This is a genomic window from Nonomuraea sp. IBHARD001 (assembly GCF_056106265.1).
In genome coordinates, this window is the sequence record NZ_JBWBBW010000002.1 from 7,719,543 (window position 1) to 7,741,150 (window position 21,608).

20 protein-coding genes are annotated in these 21,608 nt (G+C 71.7%); 5 read left to right on the forward strand and 15 right to left on the reverse strand.

Going from position 1 to position 21,608, the window contains the following annotated elements; genetic code table 11:
• Positions 1-33: 33 nt before the first annotated feature.
• The gene (locus ACTWNK_RS36695) at positions 34-453 is read right to left on the reverse strand and encodes a hypothetical protein (protein ID WP_474309505.1); all 420 of its coding nucleotides are present in this window, start codon (positions 451-453) and stop codon (positions 34-36) included.
• Between the two features lie 56 nt (positions 454-509).
• Positions 510-1,511 (reverse strand): methionine synthase, encoded by a 1,002-nt coding sequence (locus ACTWNK_RS36700; RefSeq protein ID WP_474309506.1) that lies wholly within the window; start codon positions 1,509-1,511, stop codon positions 510-512.
• 23 nt (positions 1,512-1,534) lie between these two features.
• Here ACTWNK_RS36700 and ACTWNK_RS36705 point away from each other — a divergent pair, with 23 nt between their 5' ends.
• The gene (locus tag ACTWNK_RS36705) at positions 1,535-2,173 is read left to right on the forward strand and encodes an MBL fold metallo-hydrolase (RefSeq protein ID WP_474309507.1); all 639 of its coding nucleotides are present in this window, start codon (positions 1,535-1,537) and stop codon (positions 2,171-2,173) included.
• 15 nt (positions 2,174-2,188) lie between these two features.
• Here ACTWNK_RS36705 and mnmA read toward each other — a convergent pair whose 3' ends face one another.
• Positions 2,189-3,265, reverse strand: a complete 1,077-nt coding sequence (gene mnmA / locus ACTWNK_RS36710) for a tRNA 2-thiouridine(34) synthase MnmA (protein WP_474309508.1) — start codon at positions 3,263-3,265, stop codon at positions 2,189-2,191.
• Positions 3,266-3,321: 56 nt separating this feature from the next.
• On the opposite strand from mnmA, the gene ACTWNK_RS36715 reads away from it, so the two are divergent.
• Positions 3,322-4,335 carry a DUF695 domain-containing protein gene (locus ACTWNK_RS36715; protein ID WP_474309509.1) on the forward strand — a complete coding sequence of 338 codons (1,014 nt, stop codon included), beginning with the start codon at positions 3,322-3,324 and terminating at the stop codon, positions 4,333-4,335.
• 142 nt (positions 4,336-4,477) lie between these two features.
• Positions 4,478-5,128 (forward strand): hypothetical protein, encoded by a 651-nt coding sequence (locus ACTWNK_RS36720; RefSeq protein WP_474309510.1) that lies wholly within the window; start codon positions 4,478-4,480, stop codon positions 5,126-5,128.
• A gap of 24 nt (positions 5,129-5,152) precedes the next feature.
• Here ACTWNK_RS36720 and ACTWNK_RS36725 read toward each other — a convergent pair whose 3' ends face one another.
• Positions 5,153-6,313 carry a cysteine desulfurase family protein gene (locus tag ACTWNK_RS36725; RefSeq protein ID WP_474309511.1) on the reverse strand — a complete coding sequence of 387 codons (1,161 nt, stop codon included), beginning with the start codon at positions 6,311-6,313 and terminating at the stop codon, positions 5,153-5,155.
• A 54-nt stretch (positions 6,314-6,367) separates the two neighbouring features.
• Here ACTWNK_RS36725 and ACTWNK_RS36730 point away from each other — a divergent pair, with 54 nt between their 5' ends.
• On the forward strand, positions 6,368-6,871 hold the full coding sequence (locus ACTWNK_RS36730) for a TetR/AcrR family transcriptional regulator (protein ID WP_474309512.1): 504 nt from the start codon (positions 6,368-6,370) through the stop codon (positions 6,869-6,871).
• Positions 6,872-7,000: 129 nt separating this feature from the next.
• On the forward strand, positions 7,001-8,206 hold the full coding sequence (locus ACTWNK_RS36735; protein WP_474309513.1) for an MFS transporter: 1,206 nt from the start codon (positions 7,001-7,003) through the stop codon (positions 8,204-8,206).
• 67 nt (positions 8,207-8,273) lie between these two features.
• Here ACTWNK_RS36735 and ACTWNK_RS36740 read toward each other — a convergent pair whose 3' ends face one another.
• The 11 genes from ACTWNK_RS36740 to ACTWNK_RS36790 all read right to left on the reverse strand — a co-directional run bounded on the left by ACTWNK_RS36740 (position 8,274) and on the right by ACTWNK_RS36790 (position 21,512).
• Positions 8,274-9,227, reverse strand: a complete 954-nt coding sequence (locus ACTWNK_RS36740; protein ID WP_474309514.1) for an electron transfer flavoprotein subunit alpha/FixB family protein — start codon at positions 9,225-9,227, stop codon at positions 8,274-8,276.
• Positions 9,228-9,247: 20 nt separating this feature from the next.
• Positions 9,248-10,027 carry an electron transfer flavoprotein subunit beta/FixA family protein gene (locus tag ACTWNK_RS36745; protein ID WP_474309515.1) on the reverse strand — a complete coding sequence of 260 codons (780 nt, stop codon included), beginning with the start codon at positions 10,025-10,027 and terminating at the stop codon, positions 9,248-9,250.
• Positions 10,028-10,287: 260 nt separating this feature from the next.
• Positions 10,288-11,619: a serine/threonine-protein kinase gene (locus tag ACTWNK_RS36750; protein ID WP_474309516.1), complete on the reverse strand. Its 1,332-nt coding sequence runs from the start codon at positions 11,617-11,619 to the stop codon at positions 10,288-10,290.
• A gap of 58 nt (positions 11,620-11,677) precedes the next feature.
• Entirely contained in the window at positions 11,678-13,669 is a 1,992-nt protein-coding gene (locus tag ACTWNK_RS36755; protein ID WP_474309517.1) for a serine/threonine-protein kinase, read from the reverse strand.
• A gap of 37 nt (positions 13,670-13,706) precedes the next feature.
• On the reverse strand, positions 13,707-16,133 hold the full coding sequence (locus ACTWNK_RS36760) for a serine/threonine-protein kinase (protein WP_474309518.1): 2,427 nt from the start codon (positions 16,131-16,133) through the stop codon (positions 13,707-13,709).
• 130 nt (positions 16,134-16,263) lie between these two features.
• A complete protein-coding gene (locus ACTWNK_RS36765) occupies positions 16,264-16,776 on the reverse strand; it encodes a YbaK/EbsC family protein (protein ID WP_474309519.1) in 513 nt (170 codons plus the stop codon).
• Positions 16,777-16,791: 15 nt separating this feature from the next.
• The gene (locus ACTWNK_RS36770; protein WP_474309520.1) at positions 16,792-18,342 is read right to left on the reverse strand and encodes a flavin monoamine oxidase family protein; all 1,551 of its coding nucleotides are present in this window, start codon (positions 18,340-18,342) and stop codon (positions 16,792-16,794) included.
• Positions 18,335-19,177 carry a M55 family metallopeptidase gene (locus ACTWNK_RS36775; protein ID WP_474309521.1) on the reverse strand — a complete coding sequence of 281 codons (843 nt, stop codon included), beginning with the start codon at positions 19,175-19,177 and terminating at the stop codon, positions 18,335-18,337. Before ACTWNK_RS36775 ends, ACTWNK_RS36770 begins: the two co-directional genes overlap by 8 nt.
• Positions 19,174-20,382: a DUF6395 domain-containing protein gene (locus ACTWNK_RS36780; protein ID WP_474309522.1), complete on the reverse strand. Its 1,209-nt coding sequence runs from the start codon at positions 20,380-20,382 to the stop codon at positions 19,174-19,176. The genes ACTWNK_RS36775 and ACTWNK_RS36780 overlap by 4 nt, the downstream gene beginning before the upstream one ends.
• A complete protein-coding gene (locus ACTWNK_RS36785; RefSeq protein WP_474309523.1) occupies positions 20,379-20,717 on the reverse strand; it encodes a hypothetical protein in 339 nt (112 codons plus the stop codon). Before ACTWNK_RS36785 ends, ACTWNK_RS36780 begins: the two co-directional genes overlap by 4 nt.
• Before the next feature lie 21 nt (positions 20,718-20,738).
• Positions 20,739-21,512 (reverse strand): enoyl-CoA hydratase/isomerase family protein, encoded by a 774-nt coding sequence (locus ACTWNK_RS36790; RefSeq protein WP_474309524.1) that lies wholly within the window; start codon positions 21,510-21,512, stop codon positions 20,739-20,741.
• Between the last annotated feature and the right edge of the window lie 96 nt (positions 21,513-21,608).

Sequence of the window (21,608 nt, forward strand, 5' to 3'; positions counted from 1 at the left end):
GGCCTTCATGAGTAGGGACTACTCAGAGCGGTGTCAGCCGCCCTGTGACCACACGCCCTCCCACGCCGAGCACCTGCCGGTGACCCTGGTCGTGGTGCCCTTGCAGACCTTGCCCTCGATGAACAGCATGTAGCCGCTCGGGAAGGCGAAGGATTTCGGCTGGGTCGTGGAGCAGTTTCGGAAGCTCTTGTGCACCTTCTTGCCGTCGTCCTTGACGTAGCGGAACTTCAGCCAGGCGCATCCCTTCGTGCCGGGGACGTTCCACAGCTTCCCGCTGACGACGAAGCCGGGCCGGTCGAGTGTGACCTTGCCTTTCGCCTTCGCGCCCTTGCCTTCGGACTGGATCGGGCCCCACGACCAGACCTCGGGATTAGCGGTGGCCGCGACCGCGGGCGTGGCGAAGGCCAGCAGGGCGGCGATGGCCGCGGTCGCGCCGAGCGTGCGATGAATCATGGGCCGAAACTAGAGCACGCGGGTTGCACTCCGCTTGCTATTGCATGCATAAATCGCTATTCGGCAGATTCGTCCCGCAACACCTGGGCCGCCTGGCGGCACGCGGCGAGCGCGGCCTTGGCGTAGGCGGGAGAGGCGCCCGCCAGCCCGCACGCGGGCGTCAGCACGACCTGCGAGCTCAGCGCGGACGGGGCGAACCCCAGCCTGCGCCACAACTCCAGCGCGGGCCCGGCCAGCTTCCCCTTGTCGGGCAGGCGCTGGTCCACGCCTGGCACCACACCGAGGAAGAACGCGGTCCCGCCCTCGATCAGCTCGCCGATCGCGTCCTCGTCCTTGCGCCGCAGCAGCGAGGCGTCGAGCGAGATGCCCTTGACCCCGGCCTTGCCCAGCACGTCGAACGGCAGCACCGGCGCACAGCAGTGCACGACCGTCCAGCCCAGTGCGGTGAAGCGGCGCAGCCCCTCCGCCACCGGCCACGGCTCGACCGCGCGCAGCCGCCCGAACCCCGACGCCGTCGGCACCGTGCCCTTCAGCACGCCGGGCAGGCCGGGCTCGTCGAGCTGCAGCACGATCTCGCTCACGGCGGGCAGCCGCCTGCGTACCTCGGCCACGTGCCCGGCGACGCCTTCGGCCAGCGACTCCACGAGATCGCGGACCGCGCCCCGGTCGGCGAGGATCTTGTCGCCGTGTCGCAGCTCGATCGCGCCCGCGAGCGTCCACGGCCCGCACACCTGCAGCTTCAGCGGCCCGGTGTAGCCGTCGCCGACCTCTTCGAGCGCATCGAGGTCGCGGGCCAGGTGGTCGCGGGCACGCCGATGGTCGCGGCCCGGCCGATCGGCCAGTCGCCAGCCGGACGGCTGCACCTCGGCGACCAGGTCGACCAGCAGCGAGGCCGTCCTGCCCACCATGTCGGCCCCCACGCCGCGCGCGGGCAGCTCGGGCAGGTAGGGCAGGGCGGGCACCTCGCCGAACACCGTCCTGGCCGTCTCCAGATGGTCCTCACCAGGATGCGATCCGATGCCGGTCGCACTCGCCTCTGCCCACGGGTAGTCATGCACGCCATCAGCCTAGAGTGAGCGGCATGAAGCTCACGAAATACGGTCACGCCTGCGTCCGGCTGGAGAAGGACGGCAGGGTCCTGGTCATCGATCCGGGCGTCTTCAGCGAGAAGGAGGCGCTCGACGGCGCCGACGTGGTGCTGATCACCCACGAGCACTTCGACCACGTGGACGCCGAACGCCTCAAGCAGCTCGGCTCCGGCGTCGAGGTCTACACCTGCGCGGGCGTCCTGCCCCTCCTGGCCGAGACGGCCGCCACCGTGCACGAGGTACGGCACGGCGACGCGTTCGACGCCGCCGGGTTCGGGGTGAAGGTCTTCGGCGAGCGCCATGCCGTCAACCTGCCCGACGTGCCGCCGGTCGACAATGTGGGCTACCTGGTGGAGGACGAGGTGTTCTACCCCGGCGACGCCTTCACCGTGCCCGGCGTCGAGGTCGGCACGCTGCTGGTGCCGACGGGCGCGCCGTGGCTCAAGATGGCCGAGTCGCTGCTCTACATCCGTGAGGTACGCCCGCAGCGCGCCTTCTCCACGCATGACGGGCTCTACAACGAGGTCGGCCTCGGTCTGGTGGACAACTGGTTCGCCTACGAGTCCGAGCGGCACGAGGGCATGGAGATCCGCAGACTCGCGCCCGCCGAGTCCGTGACCCTCAAGAGCTGACCGGGCTCGCGAGGGTCAGGCGGACGAGGTGATGGTCGCCGAGCCGACCACCGTGTCGCCCGAGTAGAGCACGGCGGCCTGGCCGGCGGCCACACCGGTGGCCGGGCCGTCGAGTGTCAGGCGCAGGCCGTGCGGGCCCTCCTCGACCAGGCAGCCGTAGACCTCGCCGTGCGCCCTCAGCTGCACGGTGAGCGGCCCCTCGATCGTGGCGGGGCCGTTCCACACGGCCGGGCCGCAGACGATCTCGGTGACCTCCAGGGCCGAGCGCGGCCCCACGGTGACGGTGTTGGAGACCGGCTCGATGGACAGCACGTAGCGCGGCCTGCCGTCGGCGGCCGGTCTGTCGATGTGCAGGCCCTTGCGCTGGCCGATGGTGAAGCCGTAGGCGCCCTGGTGGTTGCCGACGACGTCGCCGGTGAGCGCGTCGACGATCGGGCCCTGGGCCGCGCCGAGCCGCTCGGCCAGGAAGCCCCTGGTGTCGCCGTCGGCGATGAAGCAGATGTCGTGGCTGTCGGGCTTGTCGGCCACGGTCAGGCCGCGCCTGGCCGCCTCCTCGCGCACCTGCGCCTTGGTGGAGTCGCCCAGCGGGAAGATCGCATGGCCGAGCTGCTCGCGGGTGAGCACGCCGAGCACGTAGGACTGGTCCTTGGCGTGGTCGGGGCTGCGGCCGAGCAGACCGCCCGAGAGCCTGGCGTGGTGGCCGGTGGCGACGGCGTCGAAGCCGAGTGCCAGCGCCCGGTCCAGGACCGCCTCGAACTTGATCTTCTCGTTGCAGCGCAGGCATGGGTTGGGCGTGCGCCCGGCGGCATACTCGGCGACGAAGTCCTCGACCACGTCACGCTGGAAGCGCTCGGCCATGTCCCAGATGTAGAAGGGGATGCCGATGACGTCGGCGGCCCTGCGCGCGTCGCGCGAGTCCTCGACGGTGCAGCAGCCGCGCGCGCCGGTGCGGTGCGACTGCGGATTGGCGGACAGCGCGAGGTGCACGCCGGTGACGTCGTGGCCGGCCTCGGCGATCCTGGCGGCGGCCACGGCCGAGTCGACGCCGCCTGACATGGCGGCGAGCACGCGCAGCTTCGGGGTAGCACTCATGACCCTTCGAGACTACCGTCCGCCGGGAGGTCGGCGGTCTGGGAGAATGACGGGCTATGCGACGACGCGGCGACGGCGACACGGTCACGCCCTTCTGGGTGTGGTGGGCGGACAACAGGCAGGCCATCGACGCCATGGTGGCGCAGGGCGAGGGCGAGCGCCTGGCCGGGACGCTGTCGGAGGCGGTGGACGCCGTGCATCCCGACCTGGTGTGGGAGATCGCCCCCGGGCGGGTGGCGGCGCAGGCGCTGGTGGTCACCGCGGCGGGCGATCCCGAGCTGCGCTCGGCCGCACACCGCTGGGCCGCAGCGGCGCCGCCCGCCGACGAGCAGTGGGAGTTCCATCCCTCCCGTCAGGCCAATCCCGCCGCGAGCGAGCTCACGCTGAAGGTGGGCGGGCTCGCGTTCGCCTTCGACAAGCTCCAGCTCGGCCTGCGGGTGCCGCGCGACTCGCCGCGCATCGACGTGGCCGCCTTCCATCCGATCTTCGCCGACCTCGGCGACGAGGTCAGGATGGAGGCCACGCTGCTGGCCCTCGACTGGCTGGTCGGCGAGGACGACGTGGCCCGGTGGGTGGGTGAGATCACGGCCGCGACGTTCGAGCCGATCGACTCCGTGCCCGCCGTGCACCTGCCCGCCGTGGTGGCCGACCTGGCGTCGGGATACGCCGAGGAGCAGTGGGCGCTGCTCGAAGGGCAGAGCGAGACCGGGGCCAAGCTGATCGCCACCGCGCGCTTCCCGCTCAGGCCGGTCGACCATCCGCTGTTCGACCAGCACATCGCGATCACGCTGCCCTACCCCGGCGCCGACGAGGCCGGGCTGCCGTCGGAGGAGGCGCTGACCGCGCTGCGCGAGGTCGAGGAGCGGCTCGCCGAGGGGCTGGGGACGAGCGCCTTGCTGGCCGCGCACCTGAGCGCCGACGGGCGACGTGTCCTCCACCTCTACGCCGATCCGGCCACGGATGCGGCGAAGCTCGCGGGCGGGCTGGTCGAGGGCTGGGCGCACGGGGAGGCGCAGGTCGAGGTGACGGCGGATCCGGGCTGGGTCGCGGTCTCGCCGTTCCTCAGCTGACACCTCACTCAGCTGACACCTCCTCAGCTGACACCTCCTCAGCTGACATCGAGTTGACATTGGGCCTTGCAGGGATTTGCGGCATACGTGAAGATCGCCACCGTTGGTGAGATTCCCCGCTTCTGCATAGGAAATGAGCCGCATGTCAACTGATACCCCTTTATGGCTGCGCGGACGTGACGCCGTGGTGGCCGCGACCGACCCCGCCGACTGGCGGGAGGGCGCGCCCGACTACCACCTGTCGCACACCGTGCTGCCCCAGGAACGCACCCACACCTTCGACCCGACCTCGCTCGAAGCCATCGTCGAGAGCATCGTCCAGGTCTTCGAGATGGAGGTCTCGCACAAGCGCGACCCCGCGACCTGGGTCTCGATGGTCACCGAGCACTTCCGCACCCGGATCAACGGCGGCGCGTGGGCCACGCCCGCCGACATCGTCGAGCGCGGCAGCTACAACATCCTCATCGGCGACAGCGCCTTCTACGACCAGTACGCCGAGACGTTCGACTCCTCGCACCACGTCTTCCACACCGCCTTCCCCGGCGGCTTCTTCTGGGAGGTGCTGGAGGTTCTCTCGCCGCCGCCCGTCGTCACGTTCAAGTGGCGGCACTGGGGCAGCTTCGACGGCCCGTACAAGGGCTTCGCCCCCACCTCCGAGCGCATCGAGATGTACGGCGTGAGCGTCGCCAAGGTCAGCGACGACCTCAAGCTGGTCGAGGTCGAGCACTTCTACGACCCGAACTCACTGGTCGGCAAGATGACCGGCGGCTGCCCGGTCACCGGGCAGAGCTGACCTCCTCGCGGGCGCCCGCCCGGCTCAGCTGATCCCGGCCCGGCGCGCCCGCTCCACGACCTGCGGCAGCACCTCGACCAGCCGGTCGACATCCTCCTGCGTCGAGGTGTGGCCGAGGGTGAAACGCAGCGAGCCCCTGGCCCGCACCGCGTCCGCCCCCATCGCCAGCAGCACGTGCGAGGGCTGGGCCACGCCCGCCGAGCACGCCGATCCCGTCGAGCACTCCACGCCCTTGGCGTCGAGCAGCATGAGCAGCGCGTCGCCTTCGCAGCCGGGGAAGGAGAAGTGCGCGTTGCCCGGCAGCCTGCCCTCGACGTCGCCGTTGAGCACCACGTCCGGCACCGCCAGCCGTACGCGCTCGATCAGTTCGTCGCGCAGCGCGGTCAGGTGGGCGGCGTGCTCGTGCTGCCTGGCCACCGCGATCGACACCGCGGCGGCGAGCCCGGCCACGGCGGGGGCGTCGAGTGTGCCCGAGCGCACGTCGCGCTCCTGGCCGCCGCCGTGCAGCACGGGGACGGGCGTGAGGCCTCTGGCCAGCAGCAGCGCGCCGACGCCCATCGGGCCGCCGACCTTGTGGCCCGACACGGTGAGCGCGCCCGCGCCCGAGTGCGCGAACGACACGGGGAGCTGTCCGATCGCCTGCACGGCGTCGGTGTGGAACGGCACGCCGTGCTCGGCGGCGATGGCGGCCAGCACGCGCACCGGCTGCACGGTGCCGACCTCGTTGTTGGCCCACATGACGCTGACCAGGGCGACGCTCGCGGGGTCGCGCTCGATCGCGGCGCGCAGCGTGTCGGGGTGCACCCGGCCGACCTCGTCGACGGCCAGCTGCTCCACCTCGGCGCCCTGGTGGTCGGCCAGCCAGTGGGCGGGGTCGAGCGCGGCGTGGTGCTCGATGGCGCTGATCAGGATGCGCCTGCGGCCCGATGACCAGTACAGCCCCTTGACGGCGAGGTTGTCGGCCTCGGTGCCGCCCGAGGTGAACACGACCTCGCTGGGGCGTGCGCCGAGCGCGTCGGCGATGCTCTCGCGTGACTCCTCGACCACTCTGCGCGTCTGACGACCGGACGCGTGCAACGAGGAGGCGTTGCCGACCCGGCCGAGCAAGGCCACCATCGCCTCTCTCGCTTCGGGGAGCATCGGCGTGGTCGCCGCGTGATCAAGGTAGGCCGGCGGTCTGTTCACCGGATCAGAGTATCCCGTTTGCTACTGTACCGTCTGGACGGTATAGTCATCGGTATGAGACGGGAAGAGCTTCTTGATGCTGCTGAGCAGGTGCTCGGCGAGCAGGGCTCCTCCGCACTCACCCTCTCCGCCGTGGCCGAGCAGGCGGGCGTGAGCAAGGGTGGTCTTCTCTACCACTTCAGCACCAAGGAAGCCCTGATCAAGGGCATGGTCGAGCGCCTCATCGGAGAGTTCGACGAATTGGTCGCCGCCCAGGAGGGCCAGACCTACACCCGGCGCTACGTGGCCGCCACGTTCGCCGCCGTGCGCAGCGGCAGGCTGCGACGATGGGCCGTGGTCACCGGCGCCTCGGGCAACCTCTACCTGCTCGCGCCCCTGCGCGAGGCGATGTGCCGATGGCACCGCGAAGGCCTGGAGGACGAGCCCGACCCCGGGGCCGCCCAGATCGTCAGGCTGGCCTGTGAGGGCCTGTGGGACGTCGTGAGCCACGACCCCGACCTTTATGACGAAGGGCACTACGCGGCGCTCAAAACGCGCCTGCTGTCGCTGCTGCCCTGACGATCGCGCCTGACAGTCCCCGTGCCGCCTTGGCGGTCGCCCCCTCTTCCGGCTCCGGCCGGAAAGGGGCGACCGGCTTTTGTGTGCCCAAGTGACGAATCACTAAACACCCCGAGAAGGAGTTGAATCATGAGCCGCGACCTGAGGACTGCCCGCAAGGGCGTGATCTTCACGTTCATCCTGGCAGGCCTGATGGTCGGCACCATGACCGTGCGCATCCCCGCCCTCACCGACAAGCTGGGCCTCACCGAGTCCGCCGTCGGCCTGACCCTGCTGGTGTGGGGTCTGGGCGCACTGGTGACCATGCAGTCGATGCGCGGCGTGATGCAGCGCACCGGCAGCCGCTCGGTCCTGCGCGTGGCCGGTCCCGCCACCGCCGTCTCCCTCGCCCTTGTCGGCCTCGCGCCGAACCTGCCGCTGCTGCTGGCGGCCGTGGCGGTGTTCGGCATGGCGTTCGGCGCCGTCGACATCGCGATGAACGCCCAGGGCTCGACGGTCGAGCAGGCCTACCGGCGACCGCTGATGAACGGCATGCACGCCGGGTGGTGCGTGGGCGCGATCTCGGCCGGACTCGCCGGGACCGCGGGCATCGCCTTCGGACTGTCGTTCACCGCGAACCTCGCCCTGGTGGCGCTGGTCTCGCTGCCCGTCATGCTCTACCTCGGCAGCACCTACCTGCCCGAGCCGAAGGCCGCCGCCTCCTCGCCCGCCGGCGCCGCCGCCAAGCGCAGGATGCCGCCGGTCGTCTACCTGCTCGGCGCCATCATGTTCTTCGCGTTCATGGTCGAGGGCACGGTCGCGGACTGGAACGGTCTTTTCATGCGGGACACGCTCGGCGCGCCCGAGGCGCTGGCCGCGCTCGGCTACCCGCTGTTCGAGCTCGGCATGCTGACCGCGCGGATGAGCGGCGACAGGCTGCGCGCCCGGTTCGGCGTCAAGGGCATGCTCACCGTCGCCGGGCTGGCCACGGCCGCGACGTTCTCGATCGTGATCACGGCTTCGTCGCCGCTGGTGGCGCTCGTGGCCATGGTGTTCGTGGGCGTCGCCGTCGCCACCATCGTGCCGGTGACGCTCTCGCTGACCGGCACCGCGACCGACACGCCCGGTCCGGCCATCGCGCAGGCCGGTGCGATGGGCTATGCGGGCCTGCTGCTCGGGCCCGTGGTCATCGGGTTCCTGTCGGACTCGGCCGGGCTGAGGATCGCGCTCGGCATCGCCGTACTGCTCGGGGTGCTCATCGCGGTGGCCTCGCGGTTCCTGCCGCGTCCGGTGGCGCTGGGGCTGCGGCACTCGGCCGAGGCGCCCGAGCGTGAGCGGGTGCCGATCGCGGCCTGACCCGTTCGCGGGACGACGGACGGCGCCGCCCCCCTTGACCGGGGAGCGGCGCCGTCCGTGTGCGGTGCTACTTGCGCTTGCCGATCTCGTCGGTCAACTGGGGCACGACCTGGTGCAGGTCGCCCACGACGCCGAAGTCGGCGAGCTCGAAGATCGGCGCCTCCGGGTCCTTGTTGATCGCGATGATCGTCTTGGCCGTCTGCATACCGGCTCGGTGCTGGATCGCACCGGAGATGCCCGCCGCGATGTACAGCTGCGGCGAGACGGTCTTGCCGGTCTGGCCGACCTGGAACTGGTGCGGGTACCACCCGGCGTCGGTCGCGGCGCGCGATGCGCCGACGGCCGCGCCCAGGGTGTCGGCCAGGCCCTCGATGACCGAGAAGTTCTCGGCCGAGCCCACACCACGCCCGCCCGAGACCACGATCGCGGCCTCGGTCAGCTCGGGACGAGCGCCCTTCTCCTGCTTGACGCGCTCGACGACCTTGGCGGCACGCGCGGAGTCGGTCAGCGCGAGCGACACCTCCTCCTCGGCTCCGGCGCCCGCGGCGGCCACGGGGGCCGTCGAGTTGGGCCGGACGGCGATGATCGGCGTGCCCTTGGTCACCCGGGAGTGCACGTTGACGCCGCCGCCGAAGATGGACTGGTCGGCGATGAGGCCTTCGCCCACGCCGACGGCGTCGGTGATGACGCCCGAGTCCGTCTTGACCGCGAGGCGACCGGCGATCTCCTTGCCCTCGGCGGTCGCGGCGACGAGCACCGCGGCGGGCGAGGCGGAGCCGACGAGCTGGGCGAGCAGCTCGGCCTTCGGCGCCACGACGTAGTCGACGATCTCCTGAGAACCGGCGACGTAGACCTTCTCGGCGCCGAACTCGGCCAGCTTGGCCTTGGCGTCGGCGGAGAAGCCGGGACCCGCCCATACGGCGGCGGGCGAGCCGAGCGAGCGGGCCAGGGTCAGCAGTTCGAGCGTGACCTTCTTGACCTCGCCGTCGACGTGCTCAACGAGAACGAGAATCTCCGACATATCAGCAATATCCCCCGTTCTCAGATGAACTTCTTGGACGCCAGGTAGTCGGCGGCCTTGCTGCCGCCGTCGCCCTCGTCCTTGACGATGGTGCCGGCCGCGCGCGGCGGGGCCGCGGCGAAGTCGACGACCTCGGACCAGGCGGCGCCCAGGCCGACCTGCGAGCCGTCGATCTCCGCGTCGCCGATGGCGAGCGTCTCGACCGGCTTCTTCTTGGCCGCCATGATGCCCTTGAACGACGGGTAGCGCGGCTCGTTGATCTTCTCGACGACGGACACGACGGCCGGGAGCTGCGCCTCGACCTTGTCGTAGCCGTAGTCGGTGATCCGCTGCACGGTGATGGCCGAGCCGTTCACGTCGACCTTGTTGGCCAGGGTGAGCTGCGGCGCGCCGAGGCGCTCGGCCAGCATCGCGGCCAGCACGCCGGTGCGCGCGTCGGTGGACTCCGAGCCGAGGATGACCAGGTCGAACCCGATCTTCTTCAGCGTCTGGGCCATCGCGTAGGAGGTCGACAGGGCGTCGGACCCGTGCAGGGCCTCGTCGCTCAGGTGGACCGCCTTGTCGGCGCCCATGGCGAGCGCCTTGCGGATGGTCTCGGTCGCTCGGCCCGGACCCATGCTGAGGACGGTCACCTCGCCGCCGTGAGCCTCCTTGAGCTTGAGCGCCTCCTCGACCGCGTACTCGTCAAGCTCGTTGACGACACCGTCTGCGGCGTCGCGGTCGAGCGTCTTGTCATCGGACCGGAGCTTGCGCTCGGTCGCCGTGTCGGGGACCTGCTTCACGCAGACAACGATGTTCATGGCCGGTGGCCGACCTCCCGTAGTTCGCGTACGCCGCGCCCGGCGCCGGATGCTCGGTCGTGCTCGAAGGGGTACGAGTCACGTGCTGCCAAGATTGCCAGGTGCCCTGGGGCGTCCTCACAGTGGGTGGGCCGGGCCGGTGAGTCCGGCCTTCGCCTCCCGGACCATATGTTACCCATCGGTAGCTTGGTGGCAAACCTCCAGGTCATCGACCACTCCGGAAGAGCGGTCGCCCTCCACCCTACCGAACTTTGTTCCGGTCAGCCGGTCAGCACGACGATGACGCCCACCACCAAGGCCGTGCACGCGAACAGTGCCAGGGCGAACGGGCTCAGCGTCGCGCTCAGCAGCACCACCAGCCCCGCCGCGCCCACCCCGGTCAGCGCGTCGAGCACCAGCCTGCCGCGTTGCAGCCCGTCCTTGGCGAACATCGCGAACCCGGCGTCGCTCAGCAGCGCGATCCCGTAGCCGACCATCAGCAGCAGCGACACCTCGGGCAACGGCTCGCGTGCCGCCGCGGCCAGCAGCGAGACCATCAGCCCCGAGCCGACGATCCAGCGCCTTCGCACCTTCTCCCGGTGCCTGGCCCTCGCCTGCTCGACCGAGACCCGCGCCTCACGCCTGCCCGGCTGCCACTCGCGGGTGACCAGACCGTGCAGATCGGCCGCCGCCTCCTCGCGCGACAACGCCGGAGGGTACTGCGCCGCCTGGCTGTGCCGGGAGGCGGCCACCGGATCGGCGGGCGCGTCCGCCTTCACCGCGGCGGGCGCGCTGTGCCTGCCCCGCACCCGCGTCTCGGCGCCGAGCTTGGCGCAGATCTGCGCCGCCGTCGGCCTGGCCGCCGGGTCGCCCCGCATGCAGTCCGACAGCAGCGGGCTCAGCCACTCGGGCACCCCTTCGAGATCGGGCTGGTGATGCACCACCCGATAGGCGATCGCACTCAACGGCCCGCTCCCGTACGGCTGGCGGCCGGTCGCACAGTAGGCGAGCGTCGCGCCGAACGAGAACACATCGGCCTCGGCCCCCACCGGCCGCCCTTCGAGCACCTCGGGAGCCAGATAGCCGGGCGTGCCGATCACCGCGCCTGACGCGGTCACCGAGGCCGAGTCCAGCGCGTGCGCGATGCCGAAGTCGATCACGACGGGCGAGCCGTCGGCCAGCATGACGTTGGCCGGTTTCAGGTCGCGGTGCACCACGCCCGCCGCGTGCACGGCCAGCAGCGCCTCGGCGAGCCCACGGGCCAGACGCAGCAGCGGCTCCCCGGTGATCGGCACGGGGACGGCGCTGAGCGGGCGGCCCTGGACATATCTCGTCACCAGGTAGGGCCTGACCCCACCGGGCGAGTCCGAGGGCTCCAGGCACGCGTCGAGGACCTCGGCGACGTGCGGGCCCTGCACCAGGCGCATGGTGTCGACCTCGCGGGCCAGTCTGGTCAGCGCCGCCTCGTCGGCGGCCACGTGCGGGTGCAGCACCTTGACCGCCACCGTGCGGCCTTCGGGATCGAGGGCGAGGTGCACCTCGCCAAATCCGCCGGAGCCCAGCGGCGAGAGCAACCGGTAGGGGCCCAAACGCTCGCCATCAGGCGCTGCCATTCCTCCCCCTCCGGCGTCCGTTCCTCTCCATCCTTCCCGGAGCCGCCCCTCCGGACACCTATTTCCAGGGAGCCAGGAACCCCAGGCCCAGGCTGCCCATGAGGTCGCCGAACAGGTCGCTGATCAGGCCCATGGCACTGGCCTGGGTGTCGCGGCTGAACTTGTCCACCACCTTGGACGGCGCCTGCCACGGGTCCCAGACCGGGCTCGCCCCCATCGCGAACAGCACCGCGAACAGCGCCGCCGTGCCGAGCGCCAGGGCGATCACCAGGGCCGCGCCCGGACTGCGGATCACCGCGGTCAGCGTGCGGCTCACCGCCTTGCGCGGCGCCCCTCCGCCCGGCAGCACGAACAGCCCGGCGGCGAACGCACCGGCCGCGTAGGCCGCGGCGCCGTCGGTCGAAAGGCCGCCACCCCAGTGCAGCGCGCCCCACACACAGAACCCGAACAGGACCGCCAGCGGCACCTGCACCAGGGTGACCAGAGTCGCCTTGATCAACGCCCACGGCGTGCCGATCACGGCGAGCAGCGGGTCGGCCGCACTGCTCCCCCTGGCCTGCCGCCGGGTGACGAGATCGCCGAACAGGTACTCGCCCACCCGCAGCACCAGCGCGGCGACGACCGCGAAGGCGCCCACCATGACCGGCATCGTGCACGCGAGCGCCACCAGGATGACCAGCAGCAGTCCGCTGATCAGCGTGTGCCCCGACCGATAGGGCGCTCGCTGCTCGGCCGGAGGGGTGTACGGCCTGGCCTGCGCGGCCGGAGGCGCATAAGGCCTCGGCTGGACGGCCGGAGGCGGCCCCGGTCTGGCCTGCCCCATGGGCTGCGGTGCCGGATAGCCGGCCACCCGCTGGTCGGCGTAGGGCGCGGGAGCCCTGGCAGGCACGTAGGGCGGCGGATTGGCGGGCACGTACGGCGGCGGCTTGGCGGCCTGACCCGCCCGGTCGCGCTTGCGCTCGCCCGGCTCCGCCTTCGGCCTGCGCGGCGGCTTGCTGTAGGCCACCGGCGGCAGCAGGTCGGAGAAGCTGTCGTCGTTGGCCAGCGCACGCGCCCGTGCCTGTTGTCCCTGCGTCTGGGCGTCGCCGGGCTGGTCGCCGAGCGACAGCGTGCGCGAGGGGTCCTGCTCGCCGGGCAGCACGCGGGTGCCGTCGACCGGGCGTTCGGACGGCAGCACCCTGGTCCCGTTGGCCGGGGGCAGCACCGAGGTGCCGCCGGGCGGCGTCTCGTGGAAGGCCGTCACGGTGGGGTCCAGCGCGCGGGCCATGCCCAGCAGCTGCCGTGCGCTCGGCCTGGCGGCGGGCTCGGTGTCGAGCGCACGGCGCAACCAGCCGCGCAACCAGCCGGGCGCCCGGTCGAGCTGCGCCCTGCCCTCCATGATGTTGAAGCAGACCACCTCGAACGACCCCGTGCCGAACGGCGGGACGCCCGTGGCGGCGAAGAACACCGTCGAGGCCAGCGCGTGCACGTCGGCCGCCTGAGTGATCTCGGTGTCCCTGATGATCTCGGGCGCGAGATAGCCGGGCGTGCCGACGAACATGCCGGTCTGGGTCAGCCGGGTGGCGTTGACGAGATGGGCGATGCCGAAGTCGATGACCAGCGGATCGCCGTTGACCAGCATGACGTTGGACGGCTTGAAGTCCCTGTGGATCACGTCCGCCGCGTGGATGGCGACCAGCGCGGCGCACAACCCCTGCGCGAGCTTGATCAGCTCACGGTCGGTCAGCGCCCCCTCGGCCAGCACCCGCTCCTCCAGCGTGCGCCCCGGAGCGTACCTGGTCACGATGTACGGCTGCCCGCCGACCAGCTCGGCGTCGAGCACCTCGGCCACGTGCGGGCTGCGCACGCGGCGCATGGTCTCGACCTCGCGGGTCAGCCGGTCGCGCGCCTTGAGGTCGGCGGCGACGTGTGGATGCAGCACCTTGATCGCGAGCTCGCGGCCCTCCCCGTCGAGCCCCAGATGGACGACTCCCATGCCGCCCTCGCCGATCTTCCTGAGCAGTCGGTAGGGTCCGAGCCGCTCAGGCGCCCGTGTCTCACCGGTCGTCATCGCCTCGCTCCCATCGCCATGTGCCGCCCCCCAAGCGTCATTCGTTCTTCCTCAGATCCTGCAGCCTGTCGGTCACCGGCGCGACGTCGACCGGGCTCCACACCGCCTGCCTCCCGTTGTCGGCGACCGTGCCCGCCGCCAGCACCGCACCCAGTACGGCCAGCGCGGCGAACACGCACGCCACCAGCGCCGCCACCGCCTTCGACGGCACGAGCGAGGCCAGTGACCTGCGCATCTGCCGTCCCGGCCCCTCGACGCCCGGCCCCGCGCACATCGTCCAGAGCGCCACCGCGCCACCCCAGGCCAGCGCGTTGGCCTCGGGCATGTCCGCCACGAGCACGGTCAGCAACAACGTCACGGGCAGGCCGAGAATCAGCGCGTAGGGCACGAGGGCCAGCGTGATGCCGAGCGACTTGGCCAGCGCGCCTGGCAGGGCGAGCACCCTGAACACGTCGGCCGCCGCCGCGCCCGCGGGCCTGCGCTGGTTGAGGCTCGGCTGGGCGATGTCGGCAGCGCGCAGCAGCAGCGCCGCCGGGATCGCGACCAGCGCCACCAGGAGCGGCGCGAGCACGGCCAGCCCCGTCATCGCCAGCAGCATCATCACCGACGCCACGCCGTATGCCTTGGACCGCTTGAGCGAGGCTCCGGCCGCCCACTGCGCCTGCGGCGAGGCGGGCGGCGTGTACGGGGCCGGTGGGGAGTAGCCCTGCGACGGCGGCGTGTACGGCTGCTGCTGGGGCGGGGTGAACTGCTGGGGGTAGCCCGCCTTCTCCTCGGGCCTGACGCGACGGGTGGGGATGTCGCCGTCGAGCTGGGTCGGCGGGTCGTCGAAGAGCTCGCCGCCCTGACGCCGCAGCGGCGGATGGCTCACCGCGCCGCCCGCCCGCTGGACGTGCGGCTGCTGCGGCGGCGGCCAGGCCTGGACGTTGTCCTGGCGCTGCTGCGGGCGCTGGGCGTAGGGGTCGGGCTCGCTGCGCATCTGTCGCAGCTCCTCCGGGCTCACCCGGCGCGTGGGCCAGGGGTCGCCCTCCTGCTCGTCGAGCAGCGAGACGAACTCCTTGCCCGGCTCACCGGGCCCCTGCGCGCCCTGCTGCTGAGGGCTTCCGGGCGTCCCCGCCGTGCCTGCGCCGTGCGCACCGGGCGCGTACGGGCCGGGTGGCGGCGACCCGTGCGGGAGCGAGCCGGGCGGAAGGGTGCCGGGCGGCACCGAACCGGGCGGGAGCGTTCCCTGCCCCGGAGTACGGGCGCCCGGCGCGTGGGCACCGGAACCCGGTGCATGCCCGCCGGAACCGGGCGACTGCGGCCCGGATCCCGGTATACCGGAAACGGGCCCACCGACACCGGCCCCACCGGCCACCTGAGCCCCGGAAGCCGGACCGGAAGCCTGCGACCCCGACACGTGCGACCCCGACACGTGCGAACCAGACACCGGAGCCCCGGGAACCTGGCCCCCAGGAACCTGCGACCCCGAAACCGCGGCCCCGGCCGCGAAAGCCCCGGACCCGTGCCCCTGCCCCCCACCCGCATGTCCCCCGGAAACCGGCGGACGCGTGGGCGGGATCGCCGGGGTCGGCACGTCGGCCGGGTCCACCACGCGAGGCGCGACACGCGCCCCGGACGAGGTGTCGCGGCGTGGCACCGTGGAGATCTCGTCGGGCACGTGCCCGCCCTTGCGCGGCAACATCCGGGCGGTCTGCTCGGCGAGTTCGGCCGCCTTGGGGCGCTTGGCGGGATTGCGCTGGAAGGCGGCCTTCAGCAAAGGCCGCAGCTCACGGGGGGCGGAGTCGACGTCCGCCTTGCCCGCCGTGATGTTGTAGAAGATCATCTCCAGCGTGCCCTTGCCGAAGGGCGGCTGCCCGCTCCCGGCGAACAGCAGTGTGCCCGCCCACGCGTGCACGTCGACCTCGGGCCCGGCCTCCTGCCCCTCGATGATCTCGGGAGCGAGGTAGCCGGGCGTGCCGATGAACATGCCGGTCTGGGTCAGCCGGGTGGCGTCGACGGCCTGGGCGATGCCGAAGTCGATCAGCACGGGCTCGCCGTCGAGGATGAGCACGTTGCCCGGCTTGAGGTCGCGGTGGATGACGCCGACCGAGTGCACGGCGGCCAGCGCCGAGGCGATGCCGTGGGCCAGCTTGAGCAGGCCGGGCAGCTCCAGGGGGCCGTCGTTCTTCACGATCTCGTCGAGCGGCCTTCCGGCCACGTAACGCGTCACGATGTAGGGCCGGTGCCCGGTCACGTCGGCGTCGACGACCTCGGCGATGTATTCGCTGCGGACGCGCCGCATCGTCTCGACCTCACGCGAAAGCCGCCGCCTGGCGACATCGTCGCCGGCGACCTCCGAACGCAGAACCTTGACCGCCACCTGCCGCCCTTGCGGGTCGGTGGCGAGGTGCACCACGCCCATTCCGCCCTCGCCGAGCCGCCGGAGCAGCCGGTAGGGGCCCAGTCGGTCGTCCTGATTCATGGCATGAAGCACCATACCGGCTTAAACTCCGCCCAGAGATGAACCATGAGGCCACATTCCCACTCGTACAACGTCCAGCGTGACGGCTTAGGTTCGCCAAACCGCGCAATGGATCGATCTCAAATCGGACTCAGTTCGCCAGTGTAAGGACCTCGGCCCGCTTCAACCCGGCCAGGGCGGCGCCGGGCAGCGCCAGCTTGGAGTGCCGCACCCCACTGCCGATCACGACCTTGGGATGGGCGGCGACGGCCGTGTCCACCAGGATCGGCCACTCGTCGGGCAGGCCCAGCGGGGTGATGCCGCCGTACTCCATGCCGGTCAGCGACACCGCGTCGTCCATCGGCGCGAAGCTGATCTTCCGGGCGTCCAGGTGCCTGCGGACGACGTTGTTCACATCGACCCGCATCGTGGCCAGCACCATGCACGCGGCGTAGCGCACCTCGCCGCCGCGCTTGGCCGCCACCACGACGCAGTTGGCCGAGGCGTCGAGCGACCAGCCGTACTTCTCGCAGAAGGCGGCCGTGTCGGCGAGCGTCGGGTCGATCTCGGCGGCCTCCGCGTCGCCGATCTCGGTGACGGCGGCGGCGACGGGGGCGGCCAGCAGGTCGAGCCGCTCGCTCGCCCGTGTCCAAAGGAGGGTCATGAAGGGGACCCTACGTCAGGCGCCGAGCACACGTTTGTGCAACGCCGTCACGGCGGCCCTGGCCGAGCCCAGCGCGCCCGCCTGCCAGGCGATCAGGTGGGTGAGCCAGTCCCCGGCGAAGTGCACACGCCCGGCCGGCCGCTGGAGCAGGGCGAACGCCTCGCCGTAGCTCTCCCAGCGCGCCCAGCCGCCCTGGATGTGCGGCTGGCGTTCCCAGGCGATCGAGACGTCGGACAGCACGCCGGTGCGGTACTTCTCGCCGTGGATCTTCTTGCCCTGGGTGAGCGCCCTGCGCCGCCTGTCCTCGGGGGTGAGCGCTCCGTAGAGTTCGGCGTGCTCCTCGGTGTTGTAGTAGCCGACGAGCAGGCCGCGTGCCGAGTGGTAGCCGTGCGATGGGTACCAGATGTGGGTGAGGTCGAGGTCGGTCTCGGTCACACCGCCGTAGATGCGGTCCTCGATCTCCCACCAGCGCCTGCCGTACTCCAGGCCGATCTTGCCGGCGGCGACGGGCACGGGGGTGCGCAGGGCGGCGGTGACGTCGGCGCCGAGGTTGTGCGGGATGCGGGCCATGAGGTGCGGCGGCAGGGTGGCGACGCAGTAGTCGGCCCGTTCGCCGCCGCCCGCCCAGTCGACGAGCACGCCGTCCGGGCCTGAAGTGATCTTCGTCACCCTGACGCCGGTCCTGATGCGGTCGGCGCCGACCCGGTCGGCGAGGGCGCGCACGATCGTGTCCATGCCGCCGACCGGCTGGAACATGGGCGTGGCCTGGTCGTAGCCGAAGTCGTTGGTGATCGCCCTGCCGGTGCCCGCCGCCAGCACCTCGCGCAGGGAGCCCGGCGGGCCGAGCTCGGCGCCCTCGCCGATGCCGGGATCGGCGGTGAACCCGCGCCGCCCCGACCCGTCGTAGTCGAGCTTGGGCCCCAGGTCGCCGAAGCGCCTGAGGAACTCCAGCAGCCGCTCGCGGTCGTCGGCGCTCAGCCTGCGGTCCAGGCTGCCCAGGTCGGTGGCCTTGGCCAGCAGTTCGGCGACATAGCCGTAGAGGTCGGCACGCGCGGTCCTGGCCCTGACGGTGCGGCCGCCGGTGTGGACGTAGGCGGCGGCGTTGTTGTTGACGAACGTCTCGATCGGCACGCCGAGCTCACGGCAGTAGTCCATCGTGATCATCCAGGGCGCGATGCGGCCGGGCCCGGCGTTGAAGTACACGCCGTCGCCGAAGGAGGCACGCTGGTCCGGCCCGTTGAGCTCGCGCACGGTGTCGCCGCCGCGCACGGTGAGGCTGCGCCCGCCGATCCGCTCACGCGCCTCGACGACCGTGCAGTCGTAGCCCGCCTTGCCCAGCTCGTAGGCGGCGGCCAGCCCGGCGACGCCCGCGCCGATCACGATCACCTTGGCCGAGCCGCGCCCCGTCAGTGCGAAGTCCGAGCGCGAGGGCGGCGTGTAGGCCTGCTCCTGCGAGGTGGGCGCGAGACCGAGCGCGCCCATGGCCGCGTACATCGCACCGGCGCCACCGGCCGCGCCGATCCCGACGAGCAGCCCCCTGCGCGTGAGCGCACCCGCCTCAGCCATAGGGCCCGCTGTCACAGCCGATCGAGCCGCCGATCGTGGCGAAGATCCCGAACATGCCCATGATCTGCGCGAAGTCGTCGGTCGTGAACTCGATCTCCCTGGCCCCGAGCGACTTCACCCCGGGAATGAGCGCACACCCCGCGGCGATGGCCGTGGAGTTCCACTCGATCCCCAGCGTGTACGGCGGCGCCATCGTGTACGGCTTGAAGTCGCGCAGCCGGTCCAGCGCCCTGGCCGCGCCCTCGCGCAGTCTGGCCTGGGCCACCGAAGGCGGCAGCAGTTCGGCCGAGAACTTGCCGATGCCCTTCTTGACCGCGACCGTCTCCACGTCGCCGAGCAGCTCCTTCGCCTCCTCGGTGACGGCCTGGTCCCCTGCGACCAGTGCGACCGGCACGCCGAGCGAACCCGCGTAGGCGGCCACGATCCTGGTCTCGCCGCAGACCTCGCCGTTCAGGTAGACGTTCTGGATCTCCTTGCCCATCCACGTGTGGTTGAGCACGCCGTGCGCCACGCCCGCCCTGGCGTGGTAGCCGACGAACAGGGCGGCTGCGTGCGAGGCGTCGAGGCCGTGGCCCATGCGCATCGGCTTGCCGGGGCCGCGGACGAGGGTGGCGCGGGGGTCGAGCAGGTCGATGCGGAGGTTCTTGGTCGAGCCGTGCGCGTCGTTGACCAGGACCGACCGCGCGACGCTGGCATAGGCGCCCTCGATGACGGCATTGGCGTCGCGCGTCATCAGCTCGCAGCCGCGTTCGTAGCCTCGGCCGCCCTGGTGCATCTCCTCCGGGTCGGTCAGCCCGGTCACGCCCTCCATGTCGACGGACAGGTAGATCTTCACGCGCCCCACTCCTCCACTCGCCGGGCCTGCCCGGCGTCCATCATTCCGACGTTCGCCGTCATGAAGGCGGCCACCTGGGGTCGCCATCGTTCGGGGATCTCCTCGATCGCCGGAGGGTAGCAACGCTCCAGCCAGGCGGTTGACTCCTCGCTCGCCTTGAGGAAGCCCGCGGCCTCGGCGAACAGCGTGTCCTCGATGCCGGGCACGCGGGCGCAGCCGTACTCGACCATCTCCTGGCCGCCGTAGGGCGGGGGCTCGCGCCACTTGCGGGCGACCGGCTTGTCCCTGGTGATCGGGGTGTCGAGCGGGCGGCGTTCGACGGCGGCCTGGATGAGCTCCTTGTACAGGCACTTGCCGCACGTGCGGCAGGGGCCGTCGACGCCGCGCAGGCACCAGCGCACCTGCCCGCGCAGCTCGGAGCCGAGCGCGAGACGCATCGTGACGGCCTCGCTGACCCCGCCGACCGGCAGCACGACGGGCACTCCGGCCGCGGCGAACAGCCGTCCCCATGCGCCGTGCGGGGCCCACATGGGGTTGTCGGGGGTGTACCTCAGCAGGTAGCGGTCGCCGCCGAGCCAGCGTGAGCCGAGCTCGTAGCCGAAGGCCAGCCCGCCCAGGTCCATCGAGTCGGCCAGCAGCAGGGCGCCCGCCGCGACCGCATGGTGCTCGGGATAGCCGGGCCTCGGCTCGGCCAGCGTGAACTCCAGGTCGGAGGCCACCGTGACCAGCTCACGCCCGGTCTGCTCGGCCAGCCTGGCCAGCACGTCGGCGCGGTAGTGCGGCCAGCGGTTGGGCACCCGCCGATGCGCCACGCGCCTGAAGTGCACGAACGGCGCCTCGGGAAAGATCGTCGCCGCCGCGACCGAGTCGGCGCCCCCGCTGTAGGAAACGGCCAGGGTACGGCCGGGCCGCCTCGGCTCGGCGCCGACGGGACCGGCCTCGATCCCCCAGCCGTCGTGCAGCGCCTGCGCCAGCTCGGCCGAGATCGCCCGGTCGAACACGACACGACGCCTGGTCCACGGCGCCACGACCGTCCAGGCGGCCACGGCCATGAGGTCGGGATGCGTCTCGGCGGGCGCACCGCCGATCACGCACGAGGTGGTGGCCAGCTTGACCGGATGGCCGTCGGCCGCACGCCCGGTGATCTCGTCGCCCGCGTCCAGCCTGAAGCTAAGCTCGCCCGGTCCGTCCCAGGTCACCCTCATGTACGGGCCGCTCTCAGCTCGTCGACGGCCTGCCAGAGGAGGACCTCGTTCTGCAGCACGCCGTCGAGCGCCTTGGCGGTCTCCTGGGCGAGGCGGTGGGTGTCGTCGAGCTTGGCACGGTCCTTGGCCGGGTCGGTGACGGGCAGGGCGGGCACCCTGGCCACGCGCAGCCGTTCCACCTCGCTCTGCAGGGCCACGACCTCACGCCTGAGCGTCTGGACCTCCCAGAGCGCGTCTTTGATGTCCTGGCGATGATCGGCGAGCGAGATGTAACGGGAGTCGAACCAGGAACGCACGGCCTTGCGAAGGCGAGCGGGGACCAGGGCGCGCATCATGACATGTCACGATAGTGGCACTCAGCGGCCGATGAACTTCGCCTTCGCCTTCTCGCTGAAGGCCGTCATCCCGATTCTGGCGTCCTCGGTGGCGAACATGCCGGAGAACTGCACGCGCTCGATCTCGAGGCCGGTCGCCAGGTCCACCTCGACACCCCGGTCGACGGCCTGCTTGGCGGCGCGCAGCGCGAGCGAGGCCGAACCGGTGAAGGTCGCGGCCCAGGTCAGCGCCGCCTGGTACACCTCGGCGTCGGGCACGACCCGGTCCACGAGCCCGATGGCCAGCGCCTCTGCCGCGTCCACGTGCCTGCCGCTGAAGATCAGATCCTTCGCCCTGGCCGTGCCGATCAGGCGTGGCAGCCGCTGGGTGCCTCCGGCGCCCGGGATCAGGCCGAGCAGCGCCTCCGGCTGGCCCAGCTTGGCGCTCTCACCCGCCACCCTGAAGTCGGCGCACAACGCCAGCTCGCACCCGCCGCCGAGCGCGAACCCGGTGACCGCGGCGATGACCGGCTTGCCGATCTCCGCCACGGCGGTGAAGCAGGCCTGCAGCGGGCCGGAGTGGCGGGACATGTCCGCATAGGACATGTCGTTCATCTCCTTGATGTCGACCCCGGCGGCGAACGCGCGCTCGCCGCCGTAGATCACCACGGCCCGCACGTCGGCGTCCGCGTCGACCGCTCTGGCCGCCTCGCCGATCTCGCGTTGCATCCGGCCGTTGAGCGCGTTGACCTTCGGCCGGTCCAGTCTGATGGTCGCGACCCGGTCGGCCACCTCGACCCGTACGAATTCACCCATGCGCCGACCTTATCCAGCCTCCGCGCCGCCGTGGGGTACCCGCGGTGCGAAGGGCGCCCGCCCGCCAGGGCACGGGCGGGCGCCTTCGCACGGTGA